A 26,673-nucleotide genomic window follows, 5' to 3' on the forward strand; every position below is an offset into this window, starting at 1 on the left:
CTAATTAAATTTTTAACCGTAATCAGTGTCGTTTTTAGTAGTGCGGTATTTGCGCATGTGCATCTTGAAAAAAGTGTGCCTGCTGATAATGCAATGCTAATGAATCCTCCAGAAGAGTTAACTTTGGTGTTCAACAAAGAGGTACGGGTTGTAAAAGTTTCATTGGCCAATAAACAAGGCGAAGAATTTAAATTTGGATTCGAGCCTTCTAAAGTCGCTACTAGCAAATTTACATGGAAACTACCTAAATTAGCTCCTGCAAACTATGCTGTGGATGTAACCTTCTTAGGTAACGATGGTCATAAAATGAAACATAGCTTCGGCTTTATGGTTCACTAAAATAGGCGGTGTGATTGATATGGAAATGTATATCTGGAATACAGTCATTGTACTGTCTAAAATTGTATTTTACGTCGGCTTTGCCTGTATTGCTGGTTATACATTTTTCAGGCAAATATTTGAGAATAATGAATCTCATACTAATGCTGTAATAGCGAATTTAACGTGGACAAGAACTTATATAGTTATGGCTTTGATCGCTAATATTACTTGGTTCTTTGCCAGTACTGGTGCAATGGCAGAAGAGGGAATTCAGGGGGCGATAGACGCTGATATGTTGGCTATTATGTGGGACTCCTCTGTCGGCACTGGAGCTTTGCTTCGAGCGCTTGGGCTAGTTACCGCAATAATCGCTTTAGCTTTAAGGTTCAAACTCGCTGTGAACTCGTACTTAAAACAAAGCGCTTTAATGTTGAGTTTATTAATCCTTGCATACTCATTCACGTTACTGGGTCATATTTCTGAGTTAGGCACAATTGAAAAAGGCTTGCTTATTTTGCATGTGCTCGTTATGGCATGGTGGTTTGGGGCGTTATTGCCACTAAAACAGGCTTGCCATCAGCTAAGTTATGCAGAACTTCATTTGCTGATGGAAAGCTTTGGCAAACAAGCAAGTTTTACAGTGAGCCTATTGTTGGTAGCAGGCCTCTGGCTCGTGATTCAATTGGTCGGAAGTCTTGATGCACTAATAAGCTCAAGTTACGGACAAACACTGTTGTTTAAATTGGCCCTTGTAGTGTCTATTTTGGCACTTGCTGCTAAACATAAACTAATACTCGTTCCACAACTTAAAAATAGTCAAGGCAGAGAGGCTTTATCTAAATCTATCTCGATAGAAATGCTAGTAGCTTTTGCCATTTTATCTGTAACGGCTGGGCTTACTAGTGTTGTTGGCCCTGCAAATTAAAACCTAAAAGAGAGAATGAAAATGAAAACAATAAATATATTACTTGTTTTATTAATGACGTTTAGTTTCGCAGCAAACGCTCATGGTGATAAGAACAAAGACAAAGGTTTGTTTAAAGGTATAGATACCCCTGCCGCAAAAGTTGTTTTGGCATTTCATCAAGCACTTGAAACTGGCAATCAAAAACAGGCTAGAGCGCAGTTAGCGGATGATGTCACCATTTTCGAGGGAGGCCGCGTTGAAAGGAGCGCTGATGAATATGCTCATCATCATATGTTGTCGGATATGAAGTATTTAGCAGCGATGAAGAGCGACACACTTGAACATCAAGTGACGATACTTGGAAATACCGCTATCTCTGCGTCGCGTAGTCAAACTACAGGTACTCATAAAGGTGTTGAACGCGATTATCAAGGCATGGAAACGATGGTGCTGGAAAAACAAAATGGTGAATGGAAGATTAAGCACATTCATTGGTCACATTAATTTATTGGTTAAATAACGGAGTACAAAATGAGAATTAAAAATCCATTACATCAAGTTTCTACGCCACGTAGACGCTTTGTACAAGGTGTAATTGCTGGCGGTGTATTAGCTGCTTTTCCAAGTGTTCTTCATGCAGCTTCATCTTTGATTGCTGGAACTTCAACAGGTACTGCGCCCGAACTAAGTGGAGAAGTAATAGATTTAGTGATAGATGAGTCACCCGTAAACTTCACAGGTGTTGTAAGAATGGCTACAACAATCAATGGCTCAATACCAGCTCCTACCTTGCGCCTCAGAGAAGGTGATGACGTTACTATCAGGGTAACTAATAAATTATCAGTGCCGAGTTCAATTCATTGGCATGGGATCATTCTTCCGTATCAAATGGATGGTGTACCGGGCATTAGCTTTAAAGGCATTATGCCTGGCGAAACGTTTGTTTATAAATTTAAGTTACAACAAAGCGGTACTTATTGGTATCACTCACACAGTGGCTTTCAAGAAATGACCGGTATGTATGGGGCGTTAATTATTGAGCCAAGAGAAAAGGATATTATTAGTGCTGACAATGAGCATGTCATCCTATTGTCTGATTGGACTGATGATGATCCTATGGAGTTATTCCGTAAATTAAAAATTCAGGGGGATGTGTTTAACTTTAATCAGCCCACTGTACCTGAGTTTTTTGATGACATAGCAACAAGCGGCGTTGCTAATGCACTTCAACGACGTGAAATGTGGAACCAGATGCGAATGAGTCCAACCGATTTAGCTGATTTATCGGCTTCGGCAATGACCTATTTAATGAATGGTACTGCGCCAATGGCTAATTGGCGTGGGCTGTTTAAAGCGGGCGAAAAAGTACGTTTAAGATTTATTAATGGCTCAAGTAACACCTTTTTTGATGTACGTATCCCAGAGTTAAAATTAACTGTGGTACAAGCAGATGGACAAAATGTTGAACCCGTTACCGTAGATGAGTTTCGCTTTGGTCCAGGTGAAACCTACGATGTGGTTGTTGAGCCTAAAAATGACGCATACACAATTTTTGCACAAAGCATGGACCGCTCAGGTTATGCCAAAGGGACTTTGTCTGTCGCTGCTAATATTGATGCGCCAGTGCCTGCACTTGACCCAGTTGAGTGGTTAGCAATGCGGGATATGATGGGCAATATGGATCACTCTGCTATGCCTGGAATGGATCACAGCGCTATGGGCCACGCTAGCATGGACAAAACCAGTATGGATCAGGGGGCAATGGATCATAGCACAATGGACCACGGTGCAATGGCAATGGACCATAGTAAGCATAATATGGGTAAAAACCCACTGGCTGTTCCAAGTCAGAAAGTTCGCCACGCTAAAACAGAATATGGCGCCTCAATTGATATGCGCGTTGATACGCCACGCACAAACTTAGACGATCCTGGTGTTGGGCTGCGCAATAACGGCCGTCGAGTTTTAACACTTGCAGATTTACGCTCTCTTGATGGCATAGTTGACCACCAAGCACCCGAAGCCGAAATTGAGCTGCATTTAACCGGCAACATGGAACGCTACAGCTGGTCTTTTGATGGCTTAGAGTTTGGTAAAAGTACCCCTGTGCATATGAAGCATAATCAGCGGGTACGAGTTATTTTACAAAACGATACCATGATGACACACCCTATGCATTTACATGGTATGTGGAGCGACTTGGAGAACGATCAAGGCGATGTGTTAGTTCGCCGCCATACCATAATGGTACAGCCCGCCCAAAGAATTAGCTTTTTAACTACGCCACATGATGTTGGTCGTTGGGCTTGGCATTGTCATTTACTGTTTCATATGGATGCAGGTATGTTTAGAGAGGTGGTTGTATCATGAGAAATTTAACCTTATCAACAGTACTTACTAGTGCACTATTAATTAGCGCACCGTTATTGAGCCTGAATGTGTTTGCTCAAACTGAAATGGGCGACATGTCTGGCGATATGGCGGGCGATAAAATGCAGCCGCAAGGCGGCGATGCCCCTAAAAATGCTCGCGATCCACACGCTTATGCTAATGGCACAACCTTAACGCAAGGGCCATATGCTTTAGCAGATGGCGAGCGCTTAACCCTTGCAGATGAGTATAAGTTTTACGCTATTTTAGGTGATCGCCTTGAGTATAACGAACAAGCCGATGCTGCTGTTTTCGATTTACAAGCTTGGTACGGCACCACCTTTAATCGATTAGTGATAAAAACCGAGGGCGATGTTAGTTATGGCAAGCTTGAAGAAAATCAAACTGATATTTTATGGGGTCATGCAATTTCGGCTTATTGGGATACGCAAGTCGGTATTCGCTACGATTATTATAAAGAAGGCAAAAACCGTCAATGGTTAGCGTTTGGTATTCAAGGCTTAGCACCTTATTGGTTTGAGCTTGATATGACAGCGTATGTAGGTGAGAGCGGCAATACAGCATTTACAGCAGAAGCTGAATATGAGCTGCTTTTAACACAAAGGCTCATTATACAGCCTCGTGCTGAAATAACATTTTATGGTAAAGACGATGAACAAAATGAGCTAGGCAGTGGGCTATCTAGTACTGCTATTGGCGTTAGGGTTCGTTATGAATTTACTCGCCAATTTGCACCTTATGTAGGTGTAGAGTGGACTAATAAATTTGGTAGCACAGCAGATTACGCCAAGCTAAACGAGCAGAGCAGCAACGATACTGAGTTTGTTGCCGGTTTAAGATTTTGGTTTTAATACGAAGAAATAACTACATTGATTTAATGAGAGCTACCGCAATTATATTGATGGTAGCTTTTCATTTTGTCTGGGATTTAAACTATTTTGGTTATATTAGAACAGACATACCTAACGGCTTTTTCTGGAAAGAGCTAAGAGCAATAATTGTAAGTTTGTTCTTGTTTTCTGTTGGTGCCAGTCTGGTTTATTCCTATCAAGGTGGTATATCAGCGAAGAAATTAGCTTGGCGAACGGTTAAGATATCTAGTGCTGCGTTACTAGTGACTTTATCCTCACTATTTACCTTGCCAGAACATTGGATTTACTTTGGTATTTTACACTTCATAGCAGTTGCAACACTTCTATTAGTTTGGTTGGTGGGGAAACCTAAACTTGCTTTGCTGCTATCTTTATTTATTTTTAGCGCATACATAGCGATAGAAATACCGTGGAATTGGCCTTTTAGCTATATTGAACAATATATTTCAAAACATCCTAGTGACTTGGTTACTCTTTTTCCTTGGTTGGCTTTGCCCTTGCTCGGTATCTGGGCTGCAAATTTCCGAATCTTTCGTCTGGCTCCCGCCAATCAACATGCGATAAACCCTTATTTGACATTGCTTAGTCAACACTCTTTACTGATTTATTTACTTCACCAACCTTTGCTTTTTGCTGGCTTTAGCGCTATCGAATGGATCAATTGAATATGAAAGTCCTCTATTTCGGAAATAATCTCTTTTCAAACTGTTTAACATTTATGGTTAACCAAGGCTTTAGTGTTGAAGCTGTTTATATTAATGATGTAGAGGAAAACGCAAGTATCGTTAAACGAATTTGTGGCATACATAAGATAATGACACATTCTTTAAGACCGACTAAAGAAGAACTTGATGAATATATAAAATCTGGAGTAACTCTTTTTGTCGTTGCTGACTATGGATATAGACTGCCCATAACAGATATAAAATATGCCTTTAATATTCATCCCTCACTTTTACCTAAAGGTAGAGGCCCTACGCCATTAACTTACATTGTGGATCTACCAGAATTTGCAGGTGTAAGCATACACAAAATCACATATATGCTTGATGGCGGAGATATCTTACTCCAAGAACAATTTGAAGTAGGACAAAATGAATCCATTTCCTCCTTAATGGTGAAGTCAAGCTTACTTGCGGAATCTTTACTGCAAACCTTGTTAAATGATCTCGAAACTATCTATGAGAGTGCTACGCCACAACAAAAACGATTAGCTACTTATTGGAAGCAACCTAGTATAGAAAGGAGAATCATGTCGTGGCTCAATGATACTCAACAATTTAGGCAAGCAATACGTCAATATGGGCATTTTGGCATCTTAATAACAATTTATGAAGAGCTTTTTATTGTCAGCCAATTAGAGGTGGCCGATTTCAAACATGACTACAAGCTAGGCAGCATAATTTTTGAAGACCAAGCGCTGATTAGTGTGGCTATGAATGGTGGCTTTGCTGTTGTTTTTAAAAGTTCTATGGTGCTAGTAAACTCAGCAGTACTAGAGTAATTCGTATATTAAAAGTGTGTATAAAATGTTTTGAAGCAGACTTTAAGGGCTAGGTTAGAACGTAGGTTTTAGTTCAAAGGTTGATCAAGATCATAAAATTATTTTTATAAAGTGGCTAATATTGTAGGTGCTAAAGAAGGAATGATAATGTTTGGACTTTTCAGGTGGTTTAAAATAGTAATAATAACTGTGTTGCTTACGCAGCATGGCTTTGCGATTGCTAAACCAATGAATTGTGAAGAGCATCATAATGGCTCATCCGACACGCATATTATACAACCAAGCAAAAATATGCATCATCAATCAATGATTGACAATAGTCACTATCACACTGAAAATTCGCAAGATTCTAAAAACCGTCATGGTGATGAAGACTGTGAAAAATGTAAAGCTGGTGATTGTGTTTGTTGTGAAGGCGGTTTTTGTACAAGCTTTCATTTAAATGCCTATCTTGTGGAAGCGCAAGACGAAGGTATTTGCTATATTTACTCTGAGCTACTTCTACAGCGTACACCCCTACCAAAATCTGGTATCCATCTCTTACTTTATCGTCCACCAATTATTGGCTAATCACAGGATCAGTGCGTCTTTTTTTCGCCACTCCCATCAAAAATAGAATGACTTATTCATTGATTTAAATAATCAATTGTTTTGAACGATTAGTACGATATTTTGAAGGCACTATGAAAATGCTCAAGTTATTGCCATTTACAGTAATTAATACTGTCGATTTTGACCGAGATTTCTCTTTTACCAAAAAATTAGTTTTTAGCTTTTGCATTATTAATCACGAATAATCACTTGACCTGTGTCTTAGACACAGGTCTAAGCTGTAGGTGAGATTACAAACTTAGGTGAAGAACTAAGGAGTGAACATGAAAGTTGCAGAGCTGGCAAAAAGCCTTGGAACGACTGCTGATACGGTGCGCTATTACTCGCGATTGGGACTGTTAAAACCTGCCAAGTCAGTGAACGGCTACAAGTCATACTCGAATAAAGAAGTATCGAGACTTAAATTCATTTTAAGTGCCAGAAACCTTGGTTTTTCCGTTGTAGATATCAAGGAAATTATTAATGAATCTGAAGATGGTAAAAGTGCGTGCCCATTAGTCAGAAGCCTGATCAAAGAGCGGCTCGAAGAAACAGAAAAACAGTTTCAAGCAATGTTGGCACTTCGAGGAAAAATGTCTTCTGCGCTTTCTCGATGGGAAGAAATGGAAGACAAAGCACCGACTGCAAACATGGTTTGTCATCTCATCGAAAACTTTGAGCAAATTAAAAAAACATAGGAGGAAAAAGGGTGGCTACTAACACAAATATAAAAACTGAATCAGGCTGTTGCTGTCAGGCAAAAGCTCAATCCTCTTCGTGTAAAAGTAAGGAGAATACGTTGGAGAAAGTATCACATAACCAACAGCTTATCATTGAAGGCGCTGGGTGTGCTAGCTGTGTAGGCAAAATTGAAGGGGCATTAAATGCAACTCTTGGAGTCGTCAGTGCGGAAATGAATTTTGCTGATAGGACTGTAACAGTTTCTGGGACAGCTAAGACAGAAGAATTGGTCAAAGCTGTTGAGTCTGTGGGGTATAACGCGAAGCCAATTGATGATAGCTCAGCAACAGATGCGCTTGATGAGAAAGAGGCGGCGGATTTTGCATATTACAAAAAGCTAATGCGCGATACGTTTATTGCCCTTTCACTCGGCGTTCCTTTGATGATCTACAGCATTGTAGTTGGAGAAATGACGGTTGAAACAAACCTTGAACGAATTTCTTGGTTGGTTGTAGGCATTTTAACTTTTGGTGTTATGTATTTTTCAGGCAAGCATTTCTATGTAGGAGCATGGAAGAGCTTCAAAAATCATTCAGCCAATATGGACACCCTAATTGCTTTAGGAACAGGCACGGCTTGGTTGTATTCGATGGTTGTCGTGTTTGCACCTGACGCTGTTCCATTGATGGCACGGCATGTTTATTTTGAAGCTACCGCCATGATCATTGGCTTAATTGATTTAGGTTTAGCATTAGAAATCAAAGCCAGAGGTAAAACCTCTGAGGCCATTAAACGTCTTATCGGCTTGCAAGCCAAAACAGCAACCGTGGTTCGTGACAACAAAGAAGTTCAGATAGGTATTGAGCAGGTTTTATTTAACGATATTGTGAAGGTAAAACCGGGTGAAAAAATTCCCGTCGATGGCGTGGTATTGGAAGGACACACCTCTATTGATGAGTCCATGCTGACAGGCGAACCTATGCCTGCTGAAAAAGCTGAAGAAGATGAGGTTGTCGCAGGTACTTTGAACAAATCAGGCATGATTTTATTTAGAGCCACACGCGTTGGTAAAGACACGGCGCTTGCACAGATCATCAATATGGTGAAACGAGCACAAAATTCAAAACCGCCGATTGGCCGTTTGGCCGATGTTATTTCAGCTTTTTTCGTACCTGTCGTGATGATCACCTCTGTGTTAAGTGCGCTAGCATGGCTTAACTTTGGACCTGAGCCAGCCATTGCTTTTGCCATCGTTTCAGCAACTACTGTGCTTATTATTGCCTGCCCGTGTGCTTTAGGTTTGGCAACACCCATGTCTGTCATGGTGGGAGTAGGAAAAGCAGCAGAAGCCGGAGTGCTTATTCGCAACGGTGAGGCACTGCAAACCGCCTCTAAAATCACTGCCATGATTTTAGATAAAACGGGCACTATTACTGAAGGGGCACCTAAGGTAACCGATATTATTTTAGCAAAAGCTACTGACGAAAAAGACGTACTACAGCTTGCAGCAAGTTTAGAAAGCGGCTCAGAGCATCCTTTAGCGCAAGCGATTGTTGAAAGTGCGTTAGATCAGGATATTGAGTTACTAAAAATTGAAGCCTTTAACGCCATTACGGGTTTTGGTGTAGAAGCAAGCTGCAACAACAAAGCCCTGCTTTTCGGAAACGATAAACTAATGAAGTTAAAAGGCATAGACCTCACAGGCTTTGTTGAACAAGCACAGTCTTTAGCCAAAGAAGCCAAAACACCTATGTACTTTGCTGTAGATGGTGAACTTGCAGCAATCATTGCTGTTGCAGATCCTATCAAGTCAGACTCAATCTCTGCTATCAAACGGCTTCAGGCTAATGGTATACGCGTCATCATGTTAACGGGTGATAACAAGGAAACCGCTGCCGCCGTAGCTAAAAAAGTGGGTATTAGTGAGTTTCTTGCTGAAGTGCTGCCAGAAGATAAAGCCAACAAGGTGAAAGAGCTACAAGAAGGCGGCGAAATTGTTGGTATGACAGGAGATGGCATCAACGATGCTCCTGCGCTAGCGTTAGCCGATGTTGGCTTCGCCATAGGCACAGGGACTGATGTAGCTATCGAAAGTGCTGACATTACCCTAATGCGTGGTTCACTTCATGGCCTTGCTGATGCCATAGCGGTAAGCAAAGCTACTTTACGAAATATCAAACAAAACTTGTTTGGCGCGTTTGTCTATAACGTAGCCGGGATTCCTTTTGCTGCGGGGGTTCTATATCCCTTCTTTGGCATTCTGCTTAGCCCTGTAATTGCAGGTGCTGCAATGGCGTTTTCGTCATTGACTGTAGTGTCAAATGCAAATCGACTTCGCTTTTTTAAAGCAAAAGAGCATTAAGGAGAATCACAATGATGGTTATTAACTTATTAGGCTTAATGTTAATCGCGCTGATTGTTTGGTGGTTTTGGCTATATAAACCCAATAAAACAATCGTTCAAGGTAATGAAGTACTCATTGAAGTAAGGGATGGTGTGTATTCCCCATCCTCAATTCAGGTGTCTGCTAGCCAACCTGTCACTCTGAAGTTTATGCGCAAAGATCAATCCCCCTGCGCTGAAACAATGCTTATTCCTTCATTGGATATAAGCGAACAGCTTAAATTAAATGAAATTACTCAAATTACCCTATTGAACTTATCACCGGGAGAGCATGAGTTTCACTGTCAGATGCAAATGTATCGCGGTGTCTTAAAAGTCGTTTAGGAGGGCAATATGAAAAATCAACACCCTAATTTTTGGTCAACACCTACAGGCTGGGCTGCACTGGCACTTATTGCCGCAGTGACCTACTTCTTAGTGCTTGAGCATGGTCAACATATGCTGCAATTTCTTCCCTACTTGATTTTATTGCTATGCCCCTTGATGCACGTATTTATGCATGGCAGTCATGGTAAACATGGTCACGATCATTCACATGCGCCTGATGAAAAAAAGGAAGAGAGCTCTTAAGAACTCACGGATAAAAATGCAGCCTATCACGATGGCTACATACAAGGGTTAGAAAAGGCACGTAAGGAATCACATAAAAAGGAGAGCAGTGATGAATGAAACATATGATTATGGCTTATGGTCAATGGTGATACTGAACTCAGCAATTTTTATCTTTTTTGCCTTTAGTTTTGTCAAACCAAAAACATCAACTGATTGGAGAAGTCTAAGCGTGTTCTCTGCCTTTATTGTTGCCCTATTTACTGAAATGTATGGCTTTCCTTTAACTATCTATTTTCTGTCGGGGTGGCTGACGGAGACCTATCCAGAAGTAAATTTCTTTGCGCATGAGAATGGGCATTTATTACATACTTTCTTTGGATTTCAAGGTGATGCCCATTGGGACCCATTTCATATAGTGAGTATGGTGTTTATTGTTGCAGGTTTCTTTATGTTGTCTTCAGCATGGAATGTATTGCATCACGCGCAAAAACATCATCAATTGGCTACAACTGGATGGTATGCAAGGTGTCGCCACCCACAGTATGTAGCTTTCATTCTAATCATGTTCGGCTTTTTATTGCAGTGGCCGACAATCCCAACACTTGCGATGTTTCCGATCTTAGTCGTTGTTTACGTCAAGCTAGCGAAACGCGAAGAAGCACAAGCGATTGCTGAGTTTGGTTCGGAGTACCACAGGTATATGGAATCGACACCAAGTTGGATCCCAAATTTTAATAAAAGTGTAGAAGGTAAAAATCATGAAAACGTTAACTAAATCAATTTTATTTATTAGTTCACTACTGATAACCACTAGCTCATTTGCCCAAAACAATGAGCATAAACATGAAGGTGCGAACAAAGCTGATATGCATCAAGGCATGGCAATGTCGCATGAAAATATGGAAAAAATGCATAAAAAGATGATGGAAATGAAAAAAGAAGTTTTAGCAATTAAATCTGAACAAGATCCTGAAAAGCAAAAAAGAATGATGCATAAACATAGACGTTCAATGATGAAAATTATGCAGATCATGCATCGAGATATGGAAGACAAACCTATACATAAACAAATTGCAATGGCTGAACATCATCTGGAAATGATGGAAAACATGATGCCGCAGATGAACCGGAAAATGGAAGAAATGAAAGATAGCAATCAACAGCATTCACACAAACATTAGGAGAAAAATTATGAGCGATTTAAATCATAGAGTTGGCGTTAGAGAGCAGAATTTAGTTGTTCGAAATCTAAAGCTTAGCAATGTCACAGAAGAAAGCTGTGACGAGTTAGTAAAAGAAATAGATCAGCTTTTTGGTATAGATGAAGTTAGTTACAACATCAAAGAAGGTGAAATACACCTTGCCTATGATGCCGCAAACGTAAGCCTTGATGGGATTGAGGAGGTAATCCGTAAGTATGGCGCAGATGTTCATAATGATTGGTGGACACATACTAAAGAAAGTTACTATAAATTTGTTGATCAGAACATCAAAGATAACTCTGTTCATAAGCCTTGGAGTTGTCATCAAGCACCTTCGGGGGCTGGCCGGAAAAACAAATGAATTCATAAAAAAGTGTATAGATAATTAGTTAGTCAAATGAGGTAACAGTGATGAAAACACCCTATATAAAAGCTCTTTTATTGCTTACATTCGGTTTATATTTAGTGGGTTGTTCCAATACCACTTTTTATCATAAATACATGGTGAGAGGTCAGGTAGTAGAAAGTTCTGATAATCGAACTCTAATCTGTATTGGTGCTAAGCATGGCGCAGAGGTTGGGCAAAAATACAGTGTTATTAGATTCCATGAAAGAATAGTATTGAGTGAAGGTGAAGATCCCTACACTATCGAAAAGGTAGGAACGGTACAAATTACTAAAATTGTGAATGATCATTTCGCAACTGTAAAGCTAGTGTCTGGTGACATTGCAGCGAAAGATATGGTGGAACTTGAAAACTAATAAAGTGGTGGCGAAAGCCACCACAAGAGCACAACAATAAAACTTAATGAAAAAACTTTAGTGTTATTTTGTACAACCTTTGAGATTGCTTGCTCAGTTCTGGTTATCTTGATGCCAGTACGACAGAAAAAATGTTACATATGAATTAGAAAGGTATGGGCTGGCATCCTAGGTCTAATCTTAACAGTTAAGGGGCCGCCGAATAGAGCTATACCTTTACATCAGCAGCATAATCAATGCTCCCGCGATCATAAATAAGTTTTCAGATAGCGATACAAATCCAAGTGGCACACTGCTATCGCCGCCTACACAGGCACACTTTAACTGGCGTTTGTCGATGTAAACGGCTTTGAAAACTGAAATTGCTCCAACTGTGCCGATAAACAATGAAAATGGTGCCACTGCGAGAGGCTGTAGTTGGGCAACCATACCAATACCTGCATATGCTTCAATGAAGGGATAAATATAACCATATCTTATCCATCTCATCGCTAGTAAATCATAAGTAATAAACGAATTTGTGAAACTGTATAGGTCTTTCAGTTTTTGCACCGCTAAGAGCGTCATTGAAAAAGCTATAAATAGCATCAGTGTTCTGATGGAGATAAATGAGCCGGAAGCAAAATGTTGAGATGCGACAGCAAGAAGTGCAGCTATCGAGAAAATGGCTACAACGGGCGTGTAGGTTGTGCCAGTTTGACCTGCTTCATCTTTACCAAAATACTCTCTTAAGTCATCGTATCCTCCGACACGCTTTCCTTCAATAAAGGTTTGTGGCGTAGTTTTGACATCATGCTTAGCTTTGAAGTCATCAGCTTGTTGTCTTGACGTGAGCTTATGATCTTCTACATCATACCCTTGCCTCTCCAGCAAATCTTTCGACCTTAAACCATAGGGGCAGATATGTTCGTCAGTGACCATTCTGTACAGGGTAGCTGTCTTAGTCATCTTAGTCTCCTTTGTTCAGTGTGCCTTCAAACTTTGGGAGCGGTCGTTGCTCAGCCTGAGCTTGTGAGCTGACCTTTCCATTTTCAGAAATATCTTTAATCAGCCATTCCATTTCTTTTATTTCTTTTCGTTGGGCTTTAATAATACCATTTGCCAATTCACGCACGCGTACATCCTCCAAAGTTGAATGCTCACTAGTAAGAATAGCAATGGAGTGATGAGGAATCATCGCTTTCATGTAAGCAGTGTCAGAAATTGTGCTTTGAGAGCGAACAAGATAAAGACATATGGCAAACAGTATTGTCGCCAATAGAAAAATAGCCATGTTGAGCTTCTTGTTACTGTACATGCCAAGCATAAAGGCCAGCATGATCATTGCCATACCTGCTCCCATATACAACGCCATATAGATACGCGTTTCACTAAACCATATATGTGATACTGCGTAAGTGTTGAGATACATCATGACAAACATAGCAATGGTTGAGGTGATGATCATTGCAGCAAATCTTGAGTATTTCATAAGTAATCCTTACATTGATAGTGTAAATATTTCCCACTGTTAGCCTATTATTCTCTACATGTGGTCATGTTCTCGAAAAAGTGCAAGTAATGAGCCAGTATCAATAAGAGTATTTGTAATACGATTGACTCAATTTCAGCTTATATCTAAAGTTTAAGTTTTGAACTTATGATAGACACAGGCTAAATTGGCTTTAGTTAACAATCTAATGGGAGAACTCAAAGCACTACAAGCTGAGCTTCAACAAATGGCAAGCTCGTGTACAAGTGAAGCGTGTGAAATAATTAAGTCACTTTATAGTTAGAATTGTCATTCATTTTCTATCCGTAGTGTACGAATTTCTATTTTTTATTACGTTCATGTACGAAATTTATTTAATATACTTTCGTTCATTTAATTGTTAAGGTGTGCGAAAGTTACAGGTTTCGTATATATGAAAGTTGGTTTTGCAAGAGTTTCAACTAAAGAACAAGATTTAAATGTTCAACTGTCCAAGTTGGACGCTCAGGGCTGTGAAAAAATATTCCAAGGCAAACAGTCTGGTGCTTCGATTCGAAATGAAGAAAAGCTTTAGGAACTCATCGACTTTATCAGGGAAGGTGATGAAGTTATTGTTACTCGCCTCGACCGTTTGGGACGGTCGTTAAAATCTATTCTTGAGGCAATTGAAAGCATCCATAAGAAAGGTGCTTGTTTGAATATTATCGACGGCTCTCTCAATACCAAAAATGATAATCCGTTTGCCACTGCCATGATCAACCTATGTGGAGTATTTGTGACTGTGCATAATGATTGAGATTGATCTCATTTTAGACTGAAAGGTTTTAAAGGGATGCCGCCAATCTCTCTTTTTATGAAAGTATGATTTTTTAATCATAATATCTGAGACTCAATCAGTTATATTACGATAATTTGATGCTATTTGCTAACGGCAGCTCCTCCGACATTGCGGACATTAGCATCAATGAATACCTTATGACTTCACTTAGCCAAAAGCGGAAGTTAGCTTTTGAGTTATTAACGAAAATTCAGAGTGTAAAGCAGACGTTGAAGAGTCAATAATAAACTTCAATTTAAACACTCTAGTGCATTAACGGCTGCAACTAATTTTGTCGTTCTAGAATTGGCGGAATTTTGCTGTTCCATATGAGAAGTAAACACACCAGTCACCATTCAATAGTTTGGCAAAACCTTGTGTGACTCATACTTGTGATACCGCTGACATGAATTTGTCAGCATTTCTTCCGTTTTTATCTGTCCACATTTAGGACATGCAATAGTCGATTAATGTTCTATATTCTGCCCGTATGCCTCTAACAGAGTTAACTATCTAGTGACTTAATGATCCCGCATGCTTCAATAGTATTGTTCGAACCACAAGCACTAGCCATCTGTTGTAATTCAGCTTTAAGCGCCCTTAATTCTTTCATGCGTTTATTCACTAGTGCAAGTTGCTGATCAATTAATGCATTAACGCTAGAGCAGCTTTCTTCTGGCTTATTTTTTAATTCGATAAGACGTTTAATATCATTGAGTGATATATCTAGGCTGCGACAATGTTTTACGAACTCCAATTGTTTAAGTGCTTTACTATCATACAGCCTGAAATTACCTTCTGAACGGTTTGGATTTAACAGTAATCCTTCTCTTTCATAATATCTAATCGTTTGTATTGAACAGCCCGATTTTTTAGACAATTCGCCTATTTTCATCAATTTCCCCCAGACATTTGACTCTATAGTTACTATAGAGTCTATAGTATAAGTATGCAACGAAAAGGATATATAAAAAATGACTGAGAAATATTTAAACAATACGAATATCGTTAATTTTGAACACAAAGATATCCAATCCTTGATCGATCAACGTAGGTGGAAAAACTTGGATAACTTCAACAAAATTGGTGCCGCTTATCAGTTTGTAAAAGATGAGATTTTCTTTGGTTATAATGAAAGCGATGATATTGCAGCAAGCGATGTGCTAGCAGATGGTTATGGACAATGTAATACTAAGGGTAATCTGTTAATGGCACTATTGCGTGGACTAGGCATTCAATGCCGATTTCATGGGTTTACCATAGACCAGCAACTACAAAAAGGTGCTATCCCAAGCTATGTATTTTGGTTAGCACCTAAATACATCATTCATAGTTGGGTAGAAGTTTACTTTGAAGGGCGTTGGATAAACTTAGAGGGCTTTATATTGGATGAGCAATACTTAAGCTCTCTACAGGAGAAATTTGACCAAGTAAAAGATGATTTTTGTGGTTATGGTGTTGCAACAAAGTGCTTTTCATCACCAGATACAGATTGGCGTGGAGAAAATACCTATATTCAAAAAGAAGGTATTCATGATGACTTTGGGCTTTATGATTCCCCTGATGAGTTCTATCTCGAAAAAGGGACTAACTTGTCGGGGTTCAAACGCTGGATATATCAACGCTTGATACGTCACTTGATTAATATGAATGTATCAAAACTAAGAAATAGAAAAGTACTAGAGGTACAAAATGCACAACCATAATCATAGTCATCAACATGGTAAAGATGACCGTATTGGTTGGGCATTTTTCCTTAATGTGACATTCACTATTATCGAATTTATAGGTGGTTGGCTCACTAACAGTACGGCGATAATGGCAGATGCAGTTCATGATTTGGGTGATAGCCTGTCTATAGGGTTTGCTTGGTTATTGAGTCGTTTTTCAAATAAAGAAGCATCAGATAGGTTTAGTTATGGTTATCGTAGACTTACTCTCTTTGGCGCATTGATAAACAGTATTGTTTTAATCATTGGCTCAATTTGGATTTTATTTGAAGCAATTCCAAGGCTGTCCAATCCTGAAATGCCTGTAGTCGAGGGGATGTTAGGGCTAGCGATACTCGGCGTTGCCGTTAACGGATATGCTGTATTAAAATTAAAAGCGGGTGAAACATTAAATGAGAAAGTGCTGACATGGCACCTTCTTGAAGATGTACTTGGATGGGTTGCCGTTCTTATAGTCTCTATCGTACTGTTGTTCGCTGAACTGCCGATATTAGATCCCCTTTTATCAATAGGGTTCACGCTGTTCATCTTGTTTAATGTTTTCAAAAACCTGAAATCAACACTCGTTTTATTTCTTCAAGCTGCACCCGATAAAGAGACTCAAAAGCGTATTAAACTATCACTAATGGAATTTCCTGAAGTTAATGGTATCCACCACATGCACTTTTGGTCACTAGATGGTGAAAGTCACGTTTTAACAGCGCACCTTGAGCTGAGTGACAACTTTGACGTTAAAGAATTAATTAGGCTTAAACAAGAAGTTGCAGCTAAATTATCTTCCTATCATTTATCGCATACAACGATAGAGTTTGAGTTTTTAAATGAAAATTGTCGGGATGAAGCGCAGTAAGCTTTATCAATAAAATGTTGGGCATACAATATAAAAAGCAGCTTAATTAGGCATAACCTAGTAATTAAGCTGCTTTTTTGTTTTTAAATTTCGTCAGATTGCTGTTTACTACTCTCAGCGCCATGCGCCCATTGATATAAAATAGGCAATACAAACAAAGTTAAAATTGTAGAAGATACAATACCGCCGATAACAACTGTTGCTAGTGGTCGTTGCACTTCTGCACCAATTCCAGTGTTTAACGCCATTGGAATAAAACCTAAACTTGCGACCAGTGCCGTCATTAAAATAGGTCTTAAACGAATGATGGCACCTTCAATGATCGCTACGTAAAGGTCGCCTTTTTCATGCCAAAGATCTCGAATAAAAGCCAACATAACCAAGCCATTTAATACGGCAACACCTGACAATGCTATGAAGCCGACACCTGCCGAAATAGATAAAGGCATGTCTCTTAAATAAAGAGAAATTACGCCCCCAGTTAATGCTAACGGTACACCACTGAAAATGATCAATGCATCTTTTAATGAACCAAATGCAATAACCAAAATACCTAAGATAACAATTAGTGTGATCGGCACAACTAAGCTTAATCTTTTACTCGCTGACTCTAGCTGTTCAAAGGTTCCGCCATAATCAAGCCAGTATCCTGCTGGAATTTCTCCTTCCTGATTAATTTTAGCTTTCACTTCTTTGACAAAACCGCCTAAATCTCTACCACGAACATTGACGGTAACCACAACTCTTCTTTTACCTCTCTCACGGCTAATTTGAGCAGGTAAAGACTCAGATTTAAGCTCTGCAACTTCTTCAAGTGGCACATAGTTACCATTCTCAAGTGGAAGCGGCAGATGCTTCAAGCTATCGATATCCGTTCTTATTTGCTCCGGTAGACGAACAACTAACTCAAATCGTCTGTCTCCTTCATAAATGATCCCCGCAGATTCACCGCCAATTGCAGTAGCAACCCAGTCTTGCAGTTCGGTAACGCTCAAACCATACCTACCAAGCGCTTCTCGTTTAGGAATTACTGATAAAGATGGAACACCTGTGACCTGTTCCATTCGGGCATCAGCAGCACCGTCCACGGTTTTCACTATATTTAGAATATCTTTTGCGGTGAGTAATAACCGATCCAAATCATCACCAAATATTTTGATGCCGACATCAGCTCTAACGCCAGAAATCAATTCATTGAAACGCATTTGAATAGGCTGAGTGAATTCATAGTTGTTGCCCGGAATGTTTTTCAGTACCTCTTCCATTTCTTCAACTAATTCACTCTTTGGCTTTGAAGGTTCGGCCCAATCTTTACGTGGTTTTAAAATAACAAAGATATCAGCAATACTCGGTGGCATTGGGTCAGTTGCTACTTCTGGTGTGCCGATGCGCGAGAATACTTTATCAACTTCAGGAAACGCTTTAATACGTTGCTCAAGTACTTCTTGCATTTCTACTGATTGCTCTAGGCCAGTCGATGGAATTCTTAATGCCTGTAGTGCAATATCACCTTCATTTAATTGAGGAACAAATTCTGTCCCAAGCGTAGTTGCTAACCAAAGGCTATACCCCATTAACAGCGTTGAGAATGAAACAATAATCCAACGAAATTTCATCGCCATTTTTAACAATGGTTCATAAATAGACTTGGTTGAACGAATAACTACACTTTCTTTTTCGCTGATTTTACCTTTCATAAACACAGCTACAGCAGCAGGAACCAGTGTAACTGAAAGGATCATTGCGGAAATTAACGCCATAACGACAGTTGCCGCCATAGGGTGGAACATTTTCCCTTCAACGCCAGTTAGCGTGAAAATGGGGATGTAAACAACAGTGATAATTGCCACACCAAACAAGCTTGGACGTATCACTTCTGAAGTGGCTTCAAAAACGGTATTTAGGCGTTCTCTTAAGTCTTGCCTATGACCGTTGTGTTGGGCCTGTGCTAACCTACGGACAGAGTTTTCAACGATGATTACAGCCCCGTCCACTATCAAGCCAAAGTCCAATGCGCCGAGACTCATTAAATTGGCAGATACTCCTGCTTGCACCATACCTGTGATTGTCATTAACATGGAAATAGGGATAACAGCAGCGGTAATGAGAGCTGCACGTAAATTTCCAAGTAGAATAAATAACACAACAATAACTAAAAGCGCACCTTCAACGAGGTTTTTGGTAACGGTTGCAATCGCTTTATCTACTAACGTTGTTCTGTCGTAAACAGGCTCTGCGGTAATGCCCTTTGGCAGAGATTTTTGTATTTCGCTGAGCTTATGTTCCACTTCTAAAGCAACGGTGCGAGAATTCTCACCAATCAGCATCATGGTTGTACCAAGCACTGTCTCAATGCCATTACGAGTAGCAGCCCCTGTTCTAAGTTCTTTGCCTATAGCAACATTGGCAACATCACTTATTTTTACAGGAATACCATCGTTCTTTTTGATGATGACATTGAGGATCTCATCTATTGTCGCTAGTTGCCCAATGGAGCGTACTAAAACTTGCTGTCCGTTTTGTTCGATATAACCTGCGCCACGGTTGTCATTGTTTTTACGTAATGCATCAGATATTTCTTCAAAGGTTACCTGATGAAAAAGTAATTTTTCGGGTTTAGGCGTTATGTGATATTGCTTGTTGTAGCCGCCGATACTGTTGACCTCAATGACGCCTTTAACTTGAGCCAATTGCGGTTTAATGATCCAGTCTTGTATTTCTCTTAAGGCAATAGCGGTATAAGGCTCTCCATTAGGCATTTTAGCGTCAGGAGAAGCTTGTACGGTATACATAAATATTTCGCCAAGCCCTGTCGAAATAGGACCCATTTCTGGCTCTAAGCCAGAGGGAATAACGCCTTTTATCGCAGCTAATCTTGCATTGATTAAGTTGCGAGCAAAATAAATATCGGTTCCCTCTTCAAAGATAACGGTTACTTGAGATAATCCATATCTTGACAGGGAGCGGGTGTGAGACAGCTTTGGCAATCCGGCTAAGGCGGTTTCTACAGGAAAGGTCACCCTTTGTTCCGCTTCCAAAGGTGAATAACCGGGGGCAGAGGTATTTATTTGTACCTGTACGTTTGTTATATCTGGAACAGCATCAATGGGAAGTTTTTGATAACTCCACATGCCAACGCCGATGATTACCATCAGCAGACTTAATACTAAATAGCGTCTATTTATTGCAAGACGCAAAATTGATTCAATCATATTGCGTCTCCTAATCGTCGTCTTCTACTTCAGATTTCAAAATATCCGCTTTTATCAGATAACTGTTTTTGTTTACATATTCAGCGTCTTTACTGAGGCCATCAATGACCTCGATATAGTTTTTGTCTGAACGTCCGAGCACAAGTGGCGCAAACTCGTACTCTTCATCTTCTTTTACAAAGACACCAAATTGTCCTCCCAGTTCTTGTATCGCAACTTTCTCGACGGCTAAATCCACCTCAAATCGGTTTATCTTTACGCTGCCCATTAATAATTGGCCTGAGGTTAGGTTTAGCTCAGTGTTATTTAAACGTACACGTGCTAAAACATAAGACTGATCTTTAGCTGGAATTATATTGGTGATGGTTGAGTTGAATGCCTGTTCACCATGCTCAATATCAACAGGTTGACCGACTTTGATTTGATTATATTGGCTGGTAAACACCTTAAATTCAGCCCACAAGGTGTCAAAATTGACGATTTCAAACAAGCTAGTGTTTTGCGTGATACCGCCAATATTTCCATTTCGCTGTAAAACAGTCCCAGAAACAGGGGATGTTATTTTATAGGTATTTAAGCTTTCATTAGATTCAATAACGGCTAATAGATCTCCTTTTTTTACCTTATCACCAACAGTGGAGTTAATTGTCTTTATAACGCCGTTATATCTAGCGCCAACTTGAAATAATTGTTCAGCGCCTATCGTCGTAGCGCCGTATACAGGGATAGTTTGGTTCAACGTTTTTGAAGCTAAATAGGCTGTTTCAACACCAAGCCTTTTTGCCATGTTATTGTTTATTTTGCTAATGCCTTCTTCGCCTTCATGTTCATCTTCACTAGCGATAACACTTTGAATGGGTGATAGATACCCAATAAAAATCAATAGTGCGAGTAAATAGTTTTTCATTTTGAATTCCTAAACGATTCAGTTAATAACTGAATCAATAAATTGTTATTAAACTTAAAGTGATGTTTATTTAGAGTGACAGCGCTTCGTTTGTTAGTTTTTCTATCTCTGCGCCATAAATTAGGGCAGCAGATGCCGCATCAATGAGGGTTCGCCGAGCATTTAACAGCTCTTGTCTAGCCGATACATAATCAAGATATCCATATCGACCTTTTTGATAGGCGTCTTGAGTATCTTCCAGTGCATCTTCAAGCATTGGGATAACCGACTGCTTTAATGAATTAGCTGTTAATATGGCTTGTTTTCTATTGGAGTATGCTCGTAGTAAGTGATTTCTAAACCTCAACTTAGTCGCCTCTTTCTCTATGGCAACTTGGTCACGCTCTGCTAGCGCACTAGCGATTGCACCAGAATTTCGCTTTTCAGCAAACAAAGGTAAGCTAAAGCCAGCGACCAGTGCCGTATCATTGGCTTCTTGAGAGCGCCTAACACCAACAGACCATTTGATATTGGCCGTTGACTCTGTTTTAGCCAACTGTAATTCGGCCTCTTTTAGTCGCTGCTCACTTGCATAAACTTGAATAGCAGGGTTTTTCTCTAATTTCGCAAAGAGACTACTAAAATCACTATCATTGCCAAACTGAAACAGATCTCCAGTTACTCTAGAGAATGACACTGATGTTTCTCCCCAGTAAGCTGATAAAGAAAGCTTTAGATATTCCAAGCGCTTTTGTTCAGATTGAAGGGTGAGGTTAGCCTGAGCAATAACTGCTTTTGAACGTTTCACTTCAGCCTCAGGAGTAGCACCTGCGCGGTTACGCTGAGATACAATCTCTAACGTTTCTTGTGCTAAGCTCAATGCATTATCTGCCAATATCACTCTTTGTTGGGCTGCAAGTACTTCCACGTACTTCTCAGTGACTTGAGCCATTAAATTAAGCGCAGAGACTTCTTTCTCAGCATTGAGTAGTGCTCTTGATTTTGAAACAAGTCCAATCCGCGCTGAGCGTTTATCTCCCATTTCGATAACCGAAGATAGAGCGACTGTTAATTCAGCACTGTCGAATGCATTAAATTCACCTGAGCCTGCAAAGTTCTCAGCTTCAACTTCTAGTTCATAAGCGGGATTTAAACTTGCTGTTTGTTCTTGTCCTGTTAATGCGGTTTGTTTGAAATCAAATATTTTGAGTTCAGGATTTTGTTTAAGCGTCCACTGAATTGCCTCTTGAAGATTTAACTGCTTTTCAAAGGCATAAACATTAAATGTAAAAAGTGACAACGCGAGAAACGCGATATATTTAAGCTGAGGTGTTACACACCTCAAAATTGCTATCTTGCGATGCTCACAGGTATTAAGTGCCATGTATACTTTCCTATAAATTTATATGTGATATTTAGGTCATTAACATTTGACCTTTCTTAATTTTCTATAAAATTTAGGCGTATTTAGGTGGGCGGAATGGCACCGACATATAGCCTTTTAGCTCAGGAGAAACTAAGGCGTAGGTAAGGAAATATTCTATTTTTTGTAAAATATTACAAGAATAATCTGCATTTAAAAATAAGTGACAACAGCAACAAAAATTACAATTATCAATTAAAGTTTGGCTATTACTCACCTCAAATAAATTGGAGGTTTCTGGAGATTCTAGCGGGGTAATAGACTCAGTTAGTGATGTATTAAAAGAACTTTCAATTAAGTTTACTTCAAGCTCTTCTAGCGAAAAAAACACAGATTGCACCGCGATTAAAATCATTATCACGTATGATATATATGGTTTAAAATATGACGGACGCATTAGGTTCATTGTTATCTAGTTCGCTTCAATCAGTCTGATAGTTCCCAAAGTCGTTGGGACTATGTTTAAATCTGAAACATGAGTAAACCCTGATTCAACCTCTAAAGAAGGAAGGACTCCATCTACATTATCTTTTGTAGTTTCAAAACCATCTAATAACTGAACGACAAAGAACAATATCCGTTGAAATATTGAAGTCGGCTTTCCCCAGTCAGCAATTAATAAAATGCCACCCGGTTTAAGTACCCGACGAATTTCAGTTAATGTCGCACGCTTAGTTGAACGGCTTAAGTGATGAAAAAACAAACTTGAAACTACGATATCAAAGGAATTATCACTAAAAGGCATTTCTTGTCCAAAGCCCTGTCTAAAAGAAATATTAAGATCCTTGCCTATAACTTTTTTCTGTGAAATATCTAAAGCGGTTTGGTCTGCATCTAAGCCTATTACGGTATATTTAGGTGATTTTTCAGCTATTAATTTTGTTAGCGTTCCGGTTCCACATCCAACATCAAGTAGGTTGTTTCCTTTGACGTTGGCAACTTTATCTACAATCAGTTTTTTAAAAAATGCTTCTCTCGTGGTGATAGCAACGAGGCTGTCATAAAAATTAGTTAACCAATGAAATCGTAATGGCGGAATGTAGGCATTGTTTTTCATAACTTCATTTCCCTTTAGCCGTTTGAAGCAGACTTAAACTAGCTATAAAGATGCTATTAATGGTTTTAAAATTTAAATAAATAGCCATGATGAATTTGTTTAATACTTTAGCTGTAAGATACGGCGAGCACCGTTTAAAACTACAACAGCAATAATCAAACCAATCACTAAATCTGGATAACGGCTGCTTGTTACTGTAACTAAAAAGCCAGCTAAGATTACCCCAACATTTGCAATAACGTCATTTGCGGAAAAAATCCAGCTTGCTTTCATATGAGCGCCGTCTTCTTTATTACCAAATATTAAAAATAGACAAGCAATGTTAGCGATTAGTGCTATTCCACCAAATATCATCATTAAAGAAGAGATCGGTTCACTACCGTAAACAAAGCGTCTTACGACTTCGCTCAAAGCACTTAGCGCTAGAATAACTTGAAGCACACCAGATATATGTGCCGCTCTAAGTTTCATGCTGATACTTTTACCTACCGAATAAATAGCCAAACCATACACAGCAGCATCAGCAAACATATCTAATGAGTCTGCAATTAGGCCAGCAGACTGTGCAATCAACCCAGCAATTACTTCTATAAAAAACATGACTCCATTAATGGCTAACAACCATTTTAGGGTTGATGCTTCTTTCATCTCATTTTTTTGGGCTAGATCTTTTGCTTTTGCAGCTTCGGTGCTGCAACTTTCTTTAGTTGATGCCAACTCTGCACCGAGATTGAGTTGTTGTAATTTTTTTGTTATCTCATCTAAATTTTCATCATGAAAAACCTTGACTAAACGGCTAGGAATATCAAATTGCAACCCAACTGAAGGCTCAATTGAGTCAAGTGCTAACCTAATCAATCTCTCTTCTGAAGGACAGTCCATTTGAGGTACTTTAAATGTACTGACAAACGCGCCACTATAGTTATCTAATTGTGTATCAATTTTTACATCTTCATTGGTAGAAGATGATTGACACTGACCACTACATTTTTCTGACATATTTAACATTCCGTAATAATATTAAAATAAGTATAAAATCTATAGTGGCTATAGAGTCAAATAAAAATTATTCAATATGAAAAGTTTGGGAAGTAACTCAAATAGCTATTCCAAGAAAATAATTGTTGGGGGGTAGTGACAGCAAACACTGCTAACATTATTTGGACTGCCCGTTTTATACCGATGTTTATCAAAGATAAAAAATAGAAGAGCTATCTAGATAGAATAAATTAACCGATGATCCTAATTCCACATTAAAGTCGCGTTGGTGTGTTACTAATTGTACAGAGGATCTAAAACAAGATTTAAATTTAAAAGTAAGAGCAACGACTATATTGTTGGAACACTTGTCATGAGATACGCTAAGCCTAATGTCCGGTTTCGTATCAAAGTGAATTTTAGCTGAAGTAATTTTGTACCATCGTTTACGACTGCTTCAGGCTCAAATCTGACGAAGATTTCCTAGTACTCACCCAATCTGGCTTGATGAGAAATAATCTCAAACATTATGCGTAGCCACATATTCGCTCAACTTGAGCGGGATCTTATAAAAGCCAGAACCACAGAAGGTCGTGAAGAGGCTAAAGCTAAAGGCAAACACATGGGCAGATTGCCTGCTTTATCAGACAAACAAGCGAAAGAATTATATAAAGATAAATTAAATGGTGAATCGATCTCTGCATTAGCGAAGAAATATTCTGTTAGCCGCCCCACGGTTCACCGAACTATTGAAAGAATGGAACAAAAGAAATAATAAATAAAAGGAGACGTTATGTTGTAGTGGTCAATAAAATTTGGCCACAGCTTTAGAATCTTGGTATCTAACCTCAGATTCATTTGGCGCTAAACCGGCATTATAATGATGTGGCCTAACGTTGTTGTAATACCCGTTGATATAATCACTCACACTATATTTAGCATCTTTAAAGTTTTCGTATCCAACCTTTGGCATCCACTCCGTTTTAAAGCTTCTAAAAAATCGCTCCATTGGCGCATTATCCCAACAATTTCCGCGCCTGCTCATACTTTGTGTAATTTTATAGCGCCATAAACGTTGACGATATTTTAAACTTGTATAATGACTACCTTGGTCTGAATGAAACATCAGTCCACTTGGCTTACCTCTGCTTTCATACGCGAGTTCAAGCGCTTTTAGCGTTAAGTTAGTATCTGGCGACAACGACATTGCCCAACCAACGACTTTACGTGCAAACAAATCAACAACGACCGCTAAATAGGCCCAGCGATTGCCTGTCCAAATATACGTCACATCACCGCACCACACGGTATCTGGCTCAACAACATCAAATTGTCTATCAAGCAGATTTGGAATTTCAAGGTGCTCATTACCACCGCGTTTATATGAATGTTGAGGTACTTGGCAGCTTTCAAGCTTTAATTTAACCATTAGCTTAGCAGCACGATAACGACTCAATTCAAAATCATTGTTCGTTGCTATTGCCGCGATTGTCCGCGCCCCAGCTGAGCCGCCGCTCATTGCATGTATGGCTTTAACTTCAGCTTCTAGCCTTATTTGCTCTGGCGTCGGCGTTGTATCCCGTATAGCCCAATATTTATAGCTGCTACGATGCACATTGAATACGTTACACAGCACGCTAATTGGGTAACGCTCTCGTTGATTTAGTTTCTCAATTAACGAGAATTGTTCAGGGAGTCGGACATCAAGAGAGCGGTAGCCTTTTTTAATATATCCTTTTCTAATTTAATGCGTTGGATTTGCTTTTTAAGTTCGCGGATTTCAATTTGTTCGGGCGTCATTGGTGAAGCAGATGGTGTCTGGCCACTCCGCTCTTGCTTTAATTGAGTAACCCACTTACTGACGGTTGATTTACCCACCCCCATCGCTTTGGCTGCTTCTTCTTGAGTATAACTTTGGTCAACTACAAGCTGAGCTGTTTCTAATTTGATTGCCGCAGAATACGTTGCGCGTTTTAATTTCGTCATTTTTTCACCCAAATTTGTATGCTTATTAGCATAACATTTCTTTCTTAATGGGTGGCCAAAATCACTGTACCACTACA

The 26,673-nt window shown here is 39.4% G+C and carries 28 protein-coding genes and 2 pseudogenes; 20 read left to right on the plus strand and 10 right to left on the minus strand.

Features of this window, described 5'->3' with window-relative positions:
- The 16 genes and pseudogenes from L641_RS0111820 to L641_RS0111895 all read left to right on the plus strand — a co-directional run.
- Positions 1-339, plus strand: a 339-nt coding sequence (locus L641_RS0111820; RefSeq protein ID WP_024601998.1) for a copper resistance CopC family protein, incomplete at its 5' end; no start/stop codon positions are given.
- Between the two features lie 19 nt (positions 340-358).
- A complete protein-coding gene (locus L641_RS0111825) occupies positions 359-1,246 on the plus strand; it encodes a CopD family protein (protein ID WP_024601999.1) in 888 nt (295 codons plus the stop codon).
- A gap of 15 nt (positions 1,247-1,261) precedes the next feature.
- Positions 1,262-1,732: a nuclear transport factor 2 family protein gene (locus tag L641_RS0111830; protein ID WP_008467847.1), complete on the plus strand. Its 471-nt coding sequence runs from the start codon at positions 1,262-1,264 to the stop codon at positions 1,730-1,732.
- 27 nt (positions 1,733-1,759) lie between these two features.
- Positions 1,760-3,598, plus strand: a complete 1,839-nt coding sequence (locus tag L641_RS0111835; protein WP_008128031.1) for a copper resistance system multicopper oxidase — start codon at positions 1,760-1,762, stop codon at positions 3,596-3,598.
- On the plus strand, positions 3,595-4,470 hold the full coding sequence (locus L641_RS0111840) for a copper resistance protein B (RefSeq protein WP_008128029.1): 876 nt from the start codon (positions 3,595-3,597) through the stop codon (positions 4,468-4,470). The genes L641_RS0111835 and L641_RS0111840 overlap by 4 nt, the downstream gene beginning before the upstream one ends.
- The gene (locus L641_RS0111845; RefSeq protein WP_259413530.1) at positions 4,461-5,156 is read left to right on the plus strand and encodes a heparan-alpha-glucosaminide N-acetyltransferase; all 696 of its coding nucleotides are present in this window, start codon (positions 4,461-4,463) and stop codon (positions 5,154-5,156) included. Before L641_RS0111840 ends, L641_RS0111845 begins: the two co-directional genes overlap by 10 nt.
- The gene (locus tag L641_RS0111850; protein WP_238529425.1) at positions 5,144-5,995 is read left to right on the plus strand and encodes a formyltransferase family protein; all 852 of its coding nucleotides are present in this window, start codon (positions 5,144-5,146) and stop codon (positions 5,993-5,995) included. The genes L641_RS0111845 and L641_RS0111850 overlap by 13 nt, the downstream gene beginning before the upstream one ends.
- A 147-nt stretch (positions 5,996-6,142) precedes the next feature.
- Positions 6,143-6,565, plus strand: coding sequence for a hypothetical protein (locus tag L641_RS0111855; RefSeq protein ID WP_024602000.1), 423 nt, complete (start codon positions 6,143-6,145; stop codon positions 6,563-6,565).
- Between the two features lie 305 nt (positions 6,566-6,870).
- The gene (locus L641_RS0111860; protein WP_008109656.1) at positions 6,871-7,284 is read left to right on the plus strand and encodes a MerR family transcriptional regulator; all 414 of its coding nucleotides are present in this window, start codon (positions 6,871-6,873) and stop codon (positions 7,282-7,284) included.
- A gap of 101 nt (positions 7,285-7,385) precedes the next feature.
- Positions 7,386-9,629, plus strand: a complete 2,244-nt coding sequence (locus L641_RS0111865; RefSeq protein ID WP_008109658.1) for a heavy metal translocating P-type ATPase — start codon at positions 7,386-7,388, stop codon at positions 9,627-9,629.
- A gap of 11 nt (positions 9,630-9,640) precedes the next feature.
- Positions 9,641-9,994, plus strand: coding sequence for a cupredoxin domain-containing protein (locus L641_RS0111870; protein ID WP_004589267.1), 354 nt, complete (start codon positions 9,641-9,643; stop codon positions 9,992-9,994).
- A 9-nt stretch (positions 9,995-10,003) separates the two neighbouring features.
- Positions 10,004-10,339 (plus strand): annotated as a pseudogene (locus L641_RS0111875) (DUF2933 domain-containing protein).
- Complete coding sequence (locus L641_RS0111880; protein ID WP_008109662.1) at positions 10,332-10,997, plus strand: isoprenylcysteine carboxylmethyltransferase family protein; 666 nt, start codon at positions 10,332-10,334, stop codon at positions 10,995-10,997. Before L641_RS0111875 ends, L641_RS0111880 begins: the two are co-directional and overlap by 8 nt.
- Entirely contained in the window at positions 10,981-11,403 is a 423-nt protein-coding gene (locus tag L641_RS0111885; protein WP_024602001.1) for a hypothetical protein, read from the plus strand. The genes L641_RS0111880 and L641_RS0111885 overlap by 17 nt, the downstream gene beginning before the upstream one ends.
- A gap of 10 nt (positions 11,404-11,413) precedes the next feature.
- Positions 11,414-11,785 carry a hypothetical protein gene (locus tag L641_RS0111890; RefSeq protein WP_008109666.1) on the plus strand — a complete coding sequence of 124 codons (372 nt, stop codon included), beginning with the start codon at positions 11,414-11,416 and terminating at the stop codon, positions 11,783-11,785.
- A 50-nt stretch (positions 11,786-11,835) separates the two neighbouring features.
- On the plus strand, positions 11,836-12,186 hold the full coding sequence (locus tag L641_RS0111895; protein WP_024602002.1) for a hypothetical protein: 351 nt from the start codon (positions 11,836-11,838) through the stop codon (positions 12,184-12,186).
- 216 nt (positions 12,187-12,402) lie between these two features.
- Here L641_RS0111895 and L641_RS0111900 read toward each other — a convergent pair whose 3' ends face one another.
- Together L641_RS0111900 and L641_RS0111905 are read right to left on the minus strand one after the other, a co-directional pair.
- Positions 12,403-13,134 (minus strand): glutaredoxin, encoded by a 732-nt coding sequence (locus L641_RS0111900; RefSeq protein ID WP_008109669.1) that lies wholly within the window; start codon positions 13,132-13,134, stop codon positions 12,403-12,405.
- A 1-nt stretch (position 13,135) separates the two neighbouring features.
- Complete coding sequence (locus L641_RS0111905; RefSeq protein ID WP_008109672.1) at positions 13,136-13,657, minus strand: DUF305 domain-containing protein; 522 nt, start codon at positions 13,655-13,657, stop codon at positions 13,136-13,138.
- A 433-nt stretch (positions 13,658-14,090) separates the two neighbouring features.
- Between L641_RS0111905 and L641_RS23585 the strand changes: the two are divergent.
- Positions 14,091-14,453, plus strand: a pseudogene (locus L641_RS23585) (recombinase family protein).
- A gap of 526 nt (positions 14,454-14,979) precedes the next feature.
- Here the strand turns inward: L641_RS23585 and cadR are convergent.
- Positions 14,980-15,369 carry a Cd(II)/Pb(II)-responsive transcriptional regulator gene (gene cadR / locus L641_RS0111915; RefSeq protein WP_008109677.1) on the minus strand — a complete coding sequence of 130 codons (390 nt, stop codon included), beginning with the start codon at positions 15,367-15,369 and terminating at the stop codon, positions 14,980-14,982.
- A 79-nt stretch (positions 15,370-15,448) separates the two neighbouring features.
- Between cadR and L641_RS0111920 the strand changes: the two genes are divergently transcribed.
- On the plus strand, positions 15,449-16,180 hold the full coding sequence (locus tag L641_RS0111920; RefSeq protein ID WP_005245162.1) for a transglutaminase family protein: 732 nt from the start codon (positions 15,449-15,451) through the stop codon (positions 16,178-16,180).
- Positions 16,167-17,054, plus strand: a complete 888-nt coding sequence (locus L641_RS0111925) for a cation diffusion facilitator family transporter (protein ID WP_008109680.1) — start codon at positions 16,167-16,169, stop codon at positions 17,052-17,054. Before L641_RS0111920 ends, L641_RS0111925 begins: the two co-directional genes overlap by 14 nt.
- Before the next feature lie 83 nt (positions 17,055-17,137).
- Here the strand turns inward: L641_RS0111925 and L641_RS0111930 are convergent, their stop codons facing one another.
- The 6 genes from L641_RS0111930 to L641_RS0111955 form a co-directional block, all read right to left on the minus strand.
- Complete coding sequence (locus L641_RS0111930; RefSeq protein ID WP_024602003.1) at positions 17,138-20,266, minus strand: CusA/CzcA family heavy metal efflux RND transporter; 3,129 nt, start codon at positions 20,264-20,266, stop codon at positions 17,138-17,140.
- A gap of 10 nt (positions 20,267-20,276) precedes the next feature.
- Entirely contained in the window at positions 20,277-21,173 is an 897-nt protein-coding gene (locus tag L641_RS0111935; protein ID WP_008109684.1) for an efflux RND transporter periplasmic adaptor subunit, read from the minus strand.
- 70 nt (positions 21,174-21,243) lie between these two features.
- On the minus strand, positions 21,244-22,536 hold the full coding sequence (locus L641_RS0111940; protein WP_008109686.1) for a TolC family protein: 1,293 nt from the start codon (positions 22,534-22,536) through the stop codon (positions 21,244-21,246).
- 73 nt (positions 22,537-22,609) lie between these two features.
- Positions 22,610-22,906 carry a hypothetical protein gene (locus tag L641_RS0111945; RefSeq protein ID WP_223230508.1) on the minus strand — a complete coding sequence of 99 codons (297 nt, stop codon included), beginning with the start codon at positions 22,904-22,906 and terminating at the stop codon, positions 22,610-22,612.
- 81 nt (positions 22,907-22,987) lie between these two features.
- The gene (locus L641_RS0111950; RefSeq protein WP_008109690.1) at positions 22,988-23,632 is read right to left on the minus strand and encodes a class I SAM-dependent methyltransferase; all 645 of its coding nucleotides are present in this window, start codon (positions 23,630-23,632) and stop codon (positions 22,988-22,990) included.
- A 99-nt stretch (positions 23,633-23,731) separates the two neighbouring features.
- Positions 23,732-24,631, minus strand: coding sequence for a cation transporter (locus L641_RS0111955; RefSeq protein ID WP_008109692.1), 900 nt, complete (start codon positions 24,629-24,631; stop codon positions 23,732-23,734).
- 508 nt (positions 24,632-25,139) lie between these two features.
- On the opposite strand from L641_RS0111955, the gene L641_RS23590 reads away from it, so the two are divergent.
- Positions 25,140-25,385: a helix-turn-helix domain-containing protein gene (locus tag L641_RS23590; RefSeq protein WP_033103103.1), complete on the plus strand. Its 246-nt coding sequence runs from the start codon at positions 25,140-25,142 to the stop codon at positions 25,383-25,385.
- A 30-nt stretch (positions 25,386-25,415) separates the two neighbouring features.
- On the opposite strand, the gene L641_RS0111965 is transcribed toward L641_RS23590, so the two are convergent.
- A protein-coding gene (locus tag L641_RS0111965; protein WP_086007400.1) for an IS3 family transposase occupies positions 25,416-26,596 on the minus strand; the annotation gives its coding sequence in 2 pieces (ribosomal slippage) (positions 25,416-26,338 and positions 26,338-26,596; 1,182 coding nt in all).
- Positions 26,597-26,673: the final 77 nt, after the last annotated feature.

Origin of the sequence: Pseudoalteromonas sp. TB41 (assembly GCF_000497975.1) — a bacterium.
GTDB classification, from domain to species: domain Bacteria; phylum Pseudomonadota; class Gammaproteobacteria; order Enterobacterales; family Alteromonadaceae; genus Pseudoalteromonas; species Pseudoalteromonas tetraodonis.

Excerpts from the sequence above, each read along its gene's own strand:
- L641_RS0111825 (WP_024601999.1), top strand. The coding sequence starts at position 359 with ATGGAAATGTATATCTGGAATACAGTCATTGTACTGTCTAAAATTGTA.
- L641_RS0111830 (WP_008467847.1), top strand. The coding sequence starts at position 1,262 with ATGAAAATGAAAACAATAAATATATTACTTGTTTTATTAATGACGTTT.
- L641_RS0111835 (WP_008128031.1), top strand. The coding sequence starts at position 1,760 with ATGAGAATTAAAAATCCATTACATCAAGTTTCTACGCCACGTAGACGC.
- L641_RS0111840 (WP_008128029.1), top strand. The coding sequence starts at position 3,595 with ATGAGAAATTTAACCTTATCAACAGTACTTACTAGTGCACTATTAATT.
- L641_RS0111850 (WP_238529425.1), top strand. The coding sequence starts at position 5,144 with ATGGATCAATTGAATATGAAAGTCCTCTATTTCGGAAATAATCTCTTT.
- L641_RS0111855 (WP_024602000.1), top strand. The coding sequence starts at position 6,143 with ATGTTTGGACTTTTCAGGTGGTTTAAAATAGTAATAATAACTGTGTTG.
- L641_RS0111860 (WP_008109656.1), top strand. The coding sequence starts at position 6,871 with ATGAAAGTTGCAGAGCTGGCAAAAAGCCTTGGAACGACTGCTGATACG.
- L641_RS0111870 (WP_004589267.1), top strand. The coding sequence starts at position 9,641 with ATGATGGTTATTAACTTATTAGGCTTAATGTTAATCGCGCTGATTGTT.
- L641_RS0111880 (WP_008109662.1), top strand. The coding sequence starts at position 10,332 with ATGAATGAAACATATGATTATGGCTTATGGTCAATGGTGATACTGAAC.
- L641_RS0111885 (WP_024602001.1), top strand. The coding sequence starts at position 10,981 with ATGAAAACGTTAACTAAATCAATTTTATTTATTAGTTCACTACTGATA.
- L641_RS0111890 (WP_008109666.1), top strand. The coding sequence starts at position 11,414 with ATGAGCGATTTAAATCATAGAGTTGGCGTTAGAGAGCAGAATTTAGTT.
- L641_RS0111895 (WP_024602002.1), top strand. The coding sequence starts at position 11,836 with ATGAAAACACCCTATATAAAAGCTCTTTTATTGCTTACATTCGGTTTA.
- L641_RS0111900 (WP_008109669.1), bottom strand. The coding sequence starts at position 13,134 with ATGACTAAGACAGCTACCCTGTACAGAATGGTCACTGACGAACATATC.
- L641_RS0111905 (WP_008109672.1), bottom strand. The coding sequence starts at position 13,657 with ATGAAATACTCAAGATTTGCTGCAATGATCATCACCTCAACCATTGCT.
- cadR (WP_008109677.1), bottom strand. The coding sequence starts at position 15,369 with ATGAAAATAGGCGAATTGTCTAAAAAATCGGGCTGTTCAATACAAACG.
- L641_RS0111920 (WP_005245162.1), top strand. The coding sequence starts at position 15,449 with ATGACTGAGAAATATTTAAACAATACGAATATCGTTAATTTTGAACAC.
- L641_RS0111925 (WP_008109680.1), top strand. The coding sequence starts at position 16,167 with ATGCACAACCATAATCATAGTCATCAACATGGTAAAGATGACCGTATT.
- L641_RS0111930 (WP_024602003.1), bottom strand. The coding sequence starts at position 20,266 with ATGATTGAATCAATTTTGCGTCTTGCAATAAATAGACGCTATTTAGTA.
- L641_RS0111935 (WP_008109684.1), bottom strand. The coding sequence starts at position 21,173 with ATGAAAAACTATTTACTCGCACTATTGATTTTTATTGGGTATCTATCA.
- L641_RS0111940 (WP_008109686.1), bottom strand. The coding sequence starts at position 22,536 with ATGGCACTTAATACCTGTGAGCATCGCAAGATAGCAATTTTGAGGTGT.
- L641_RS0111950 (WP_008109690.1), bottom strand. The coding sequence starts at position 23,632 with ATGAAAAACAATGCCTACATTCCGCCATTACGATTTCATTGGTTAACT.
- L641_RS0111955 (WP_008109692.1), bottom strand. The coding sequence starts at position 24,631 with ATGTCAGAAAAATGTAGTGGTCAGTGTCAATCATCTTCTACCAATGAA.
- L641_RS23590 (WP_033103103.1), top strand. The coding sequence starts at position 25,140 with ATGCGTAGCCACATATTCGCTCAACTTGAGCGGGATCTTATAAAAGCC.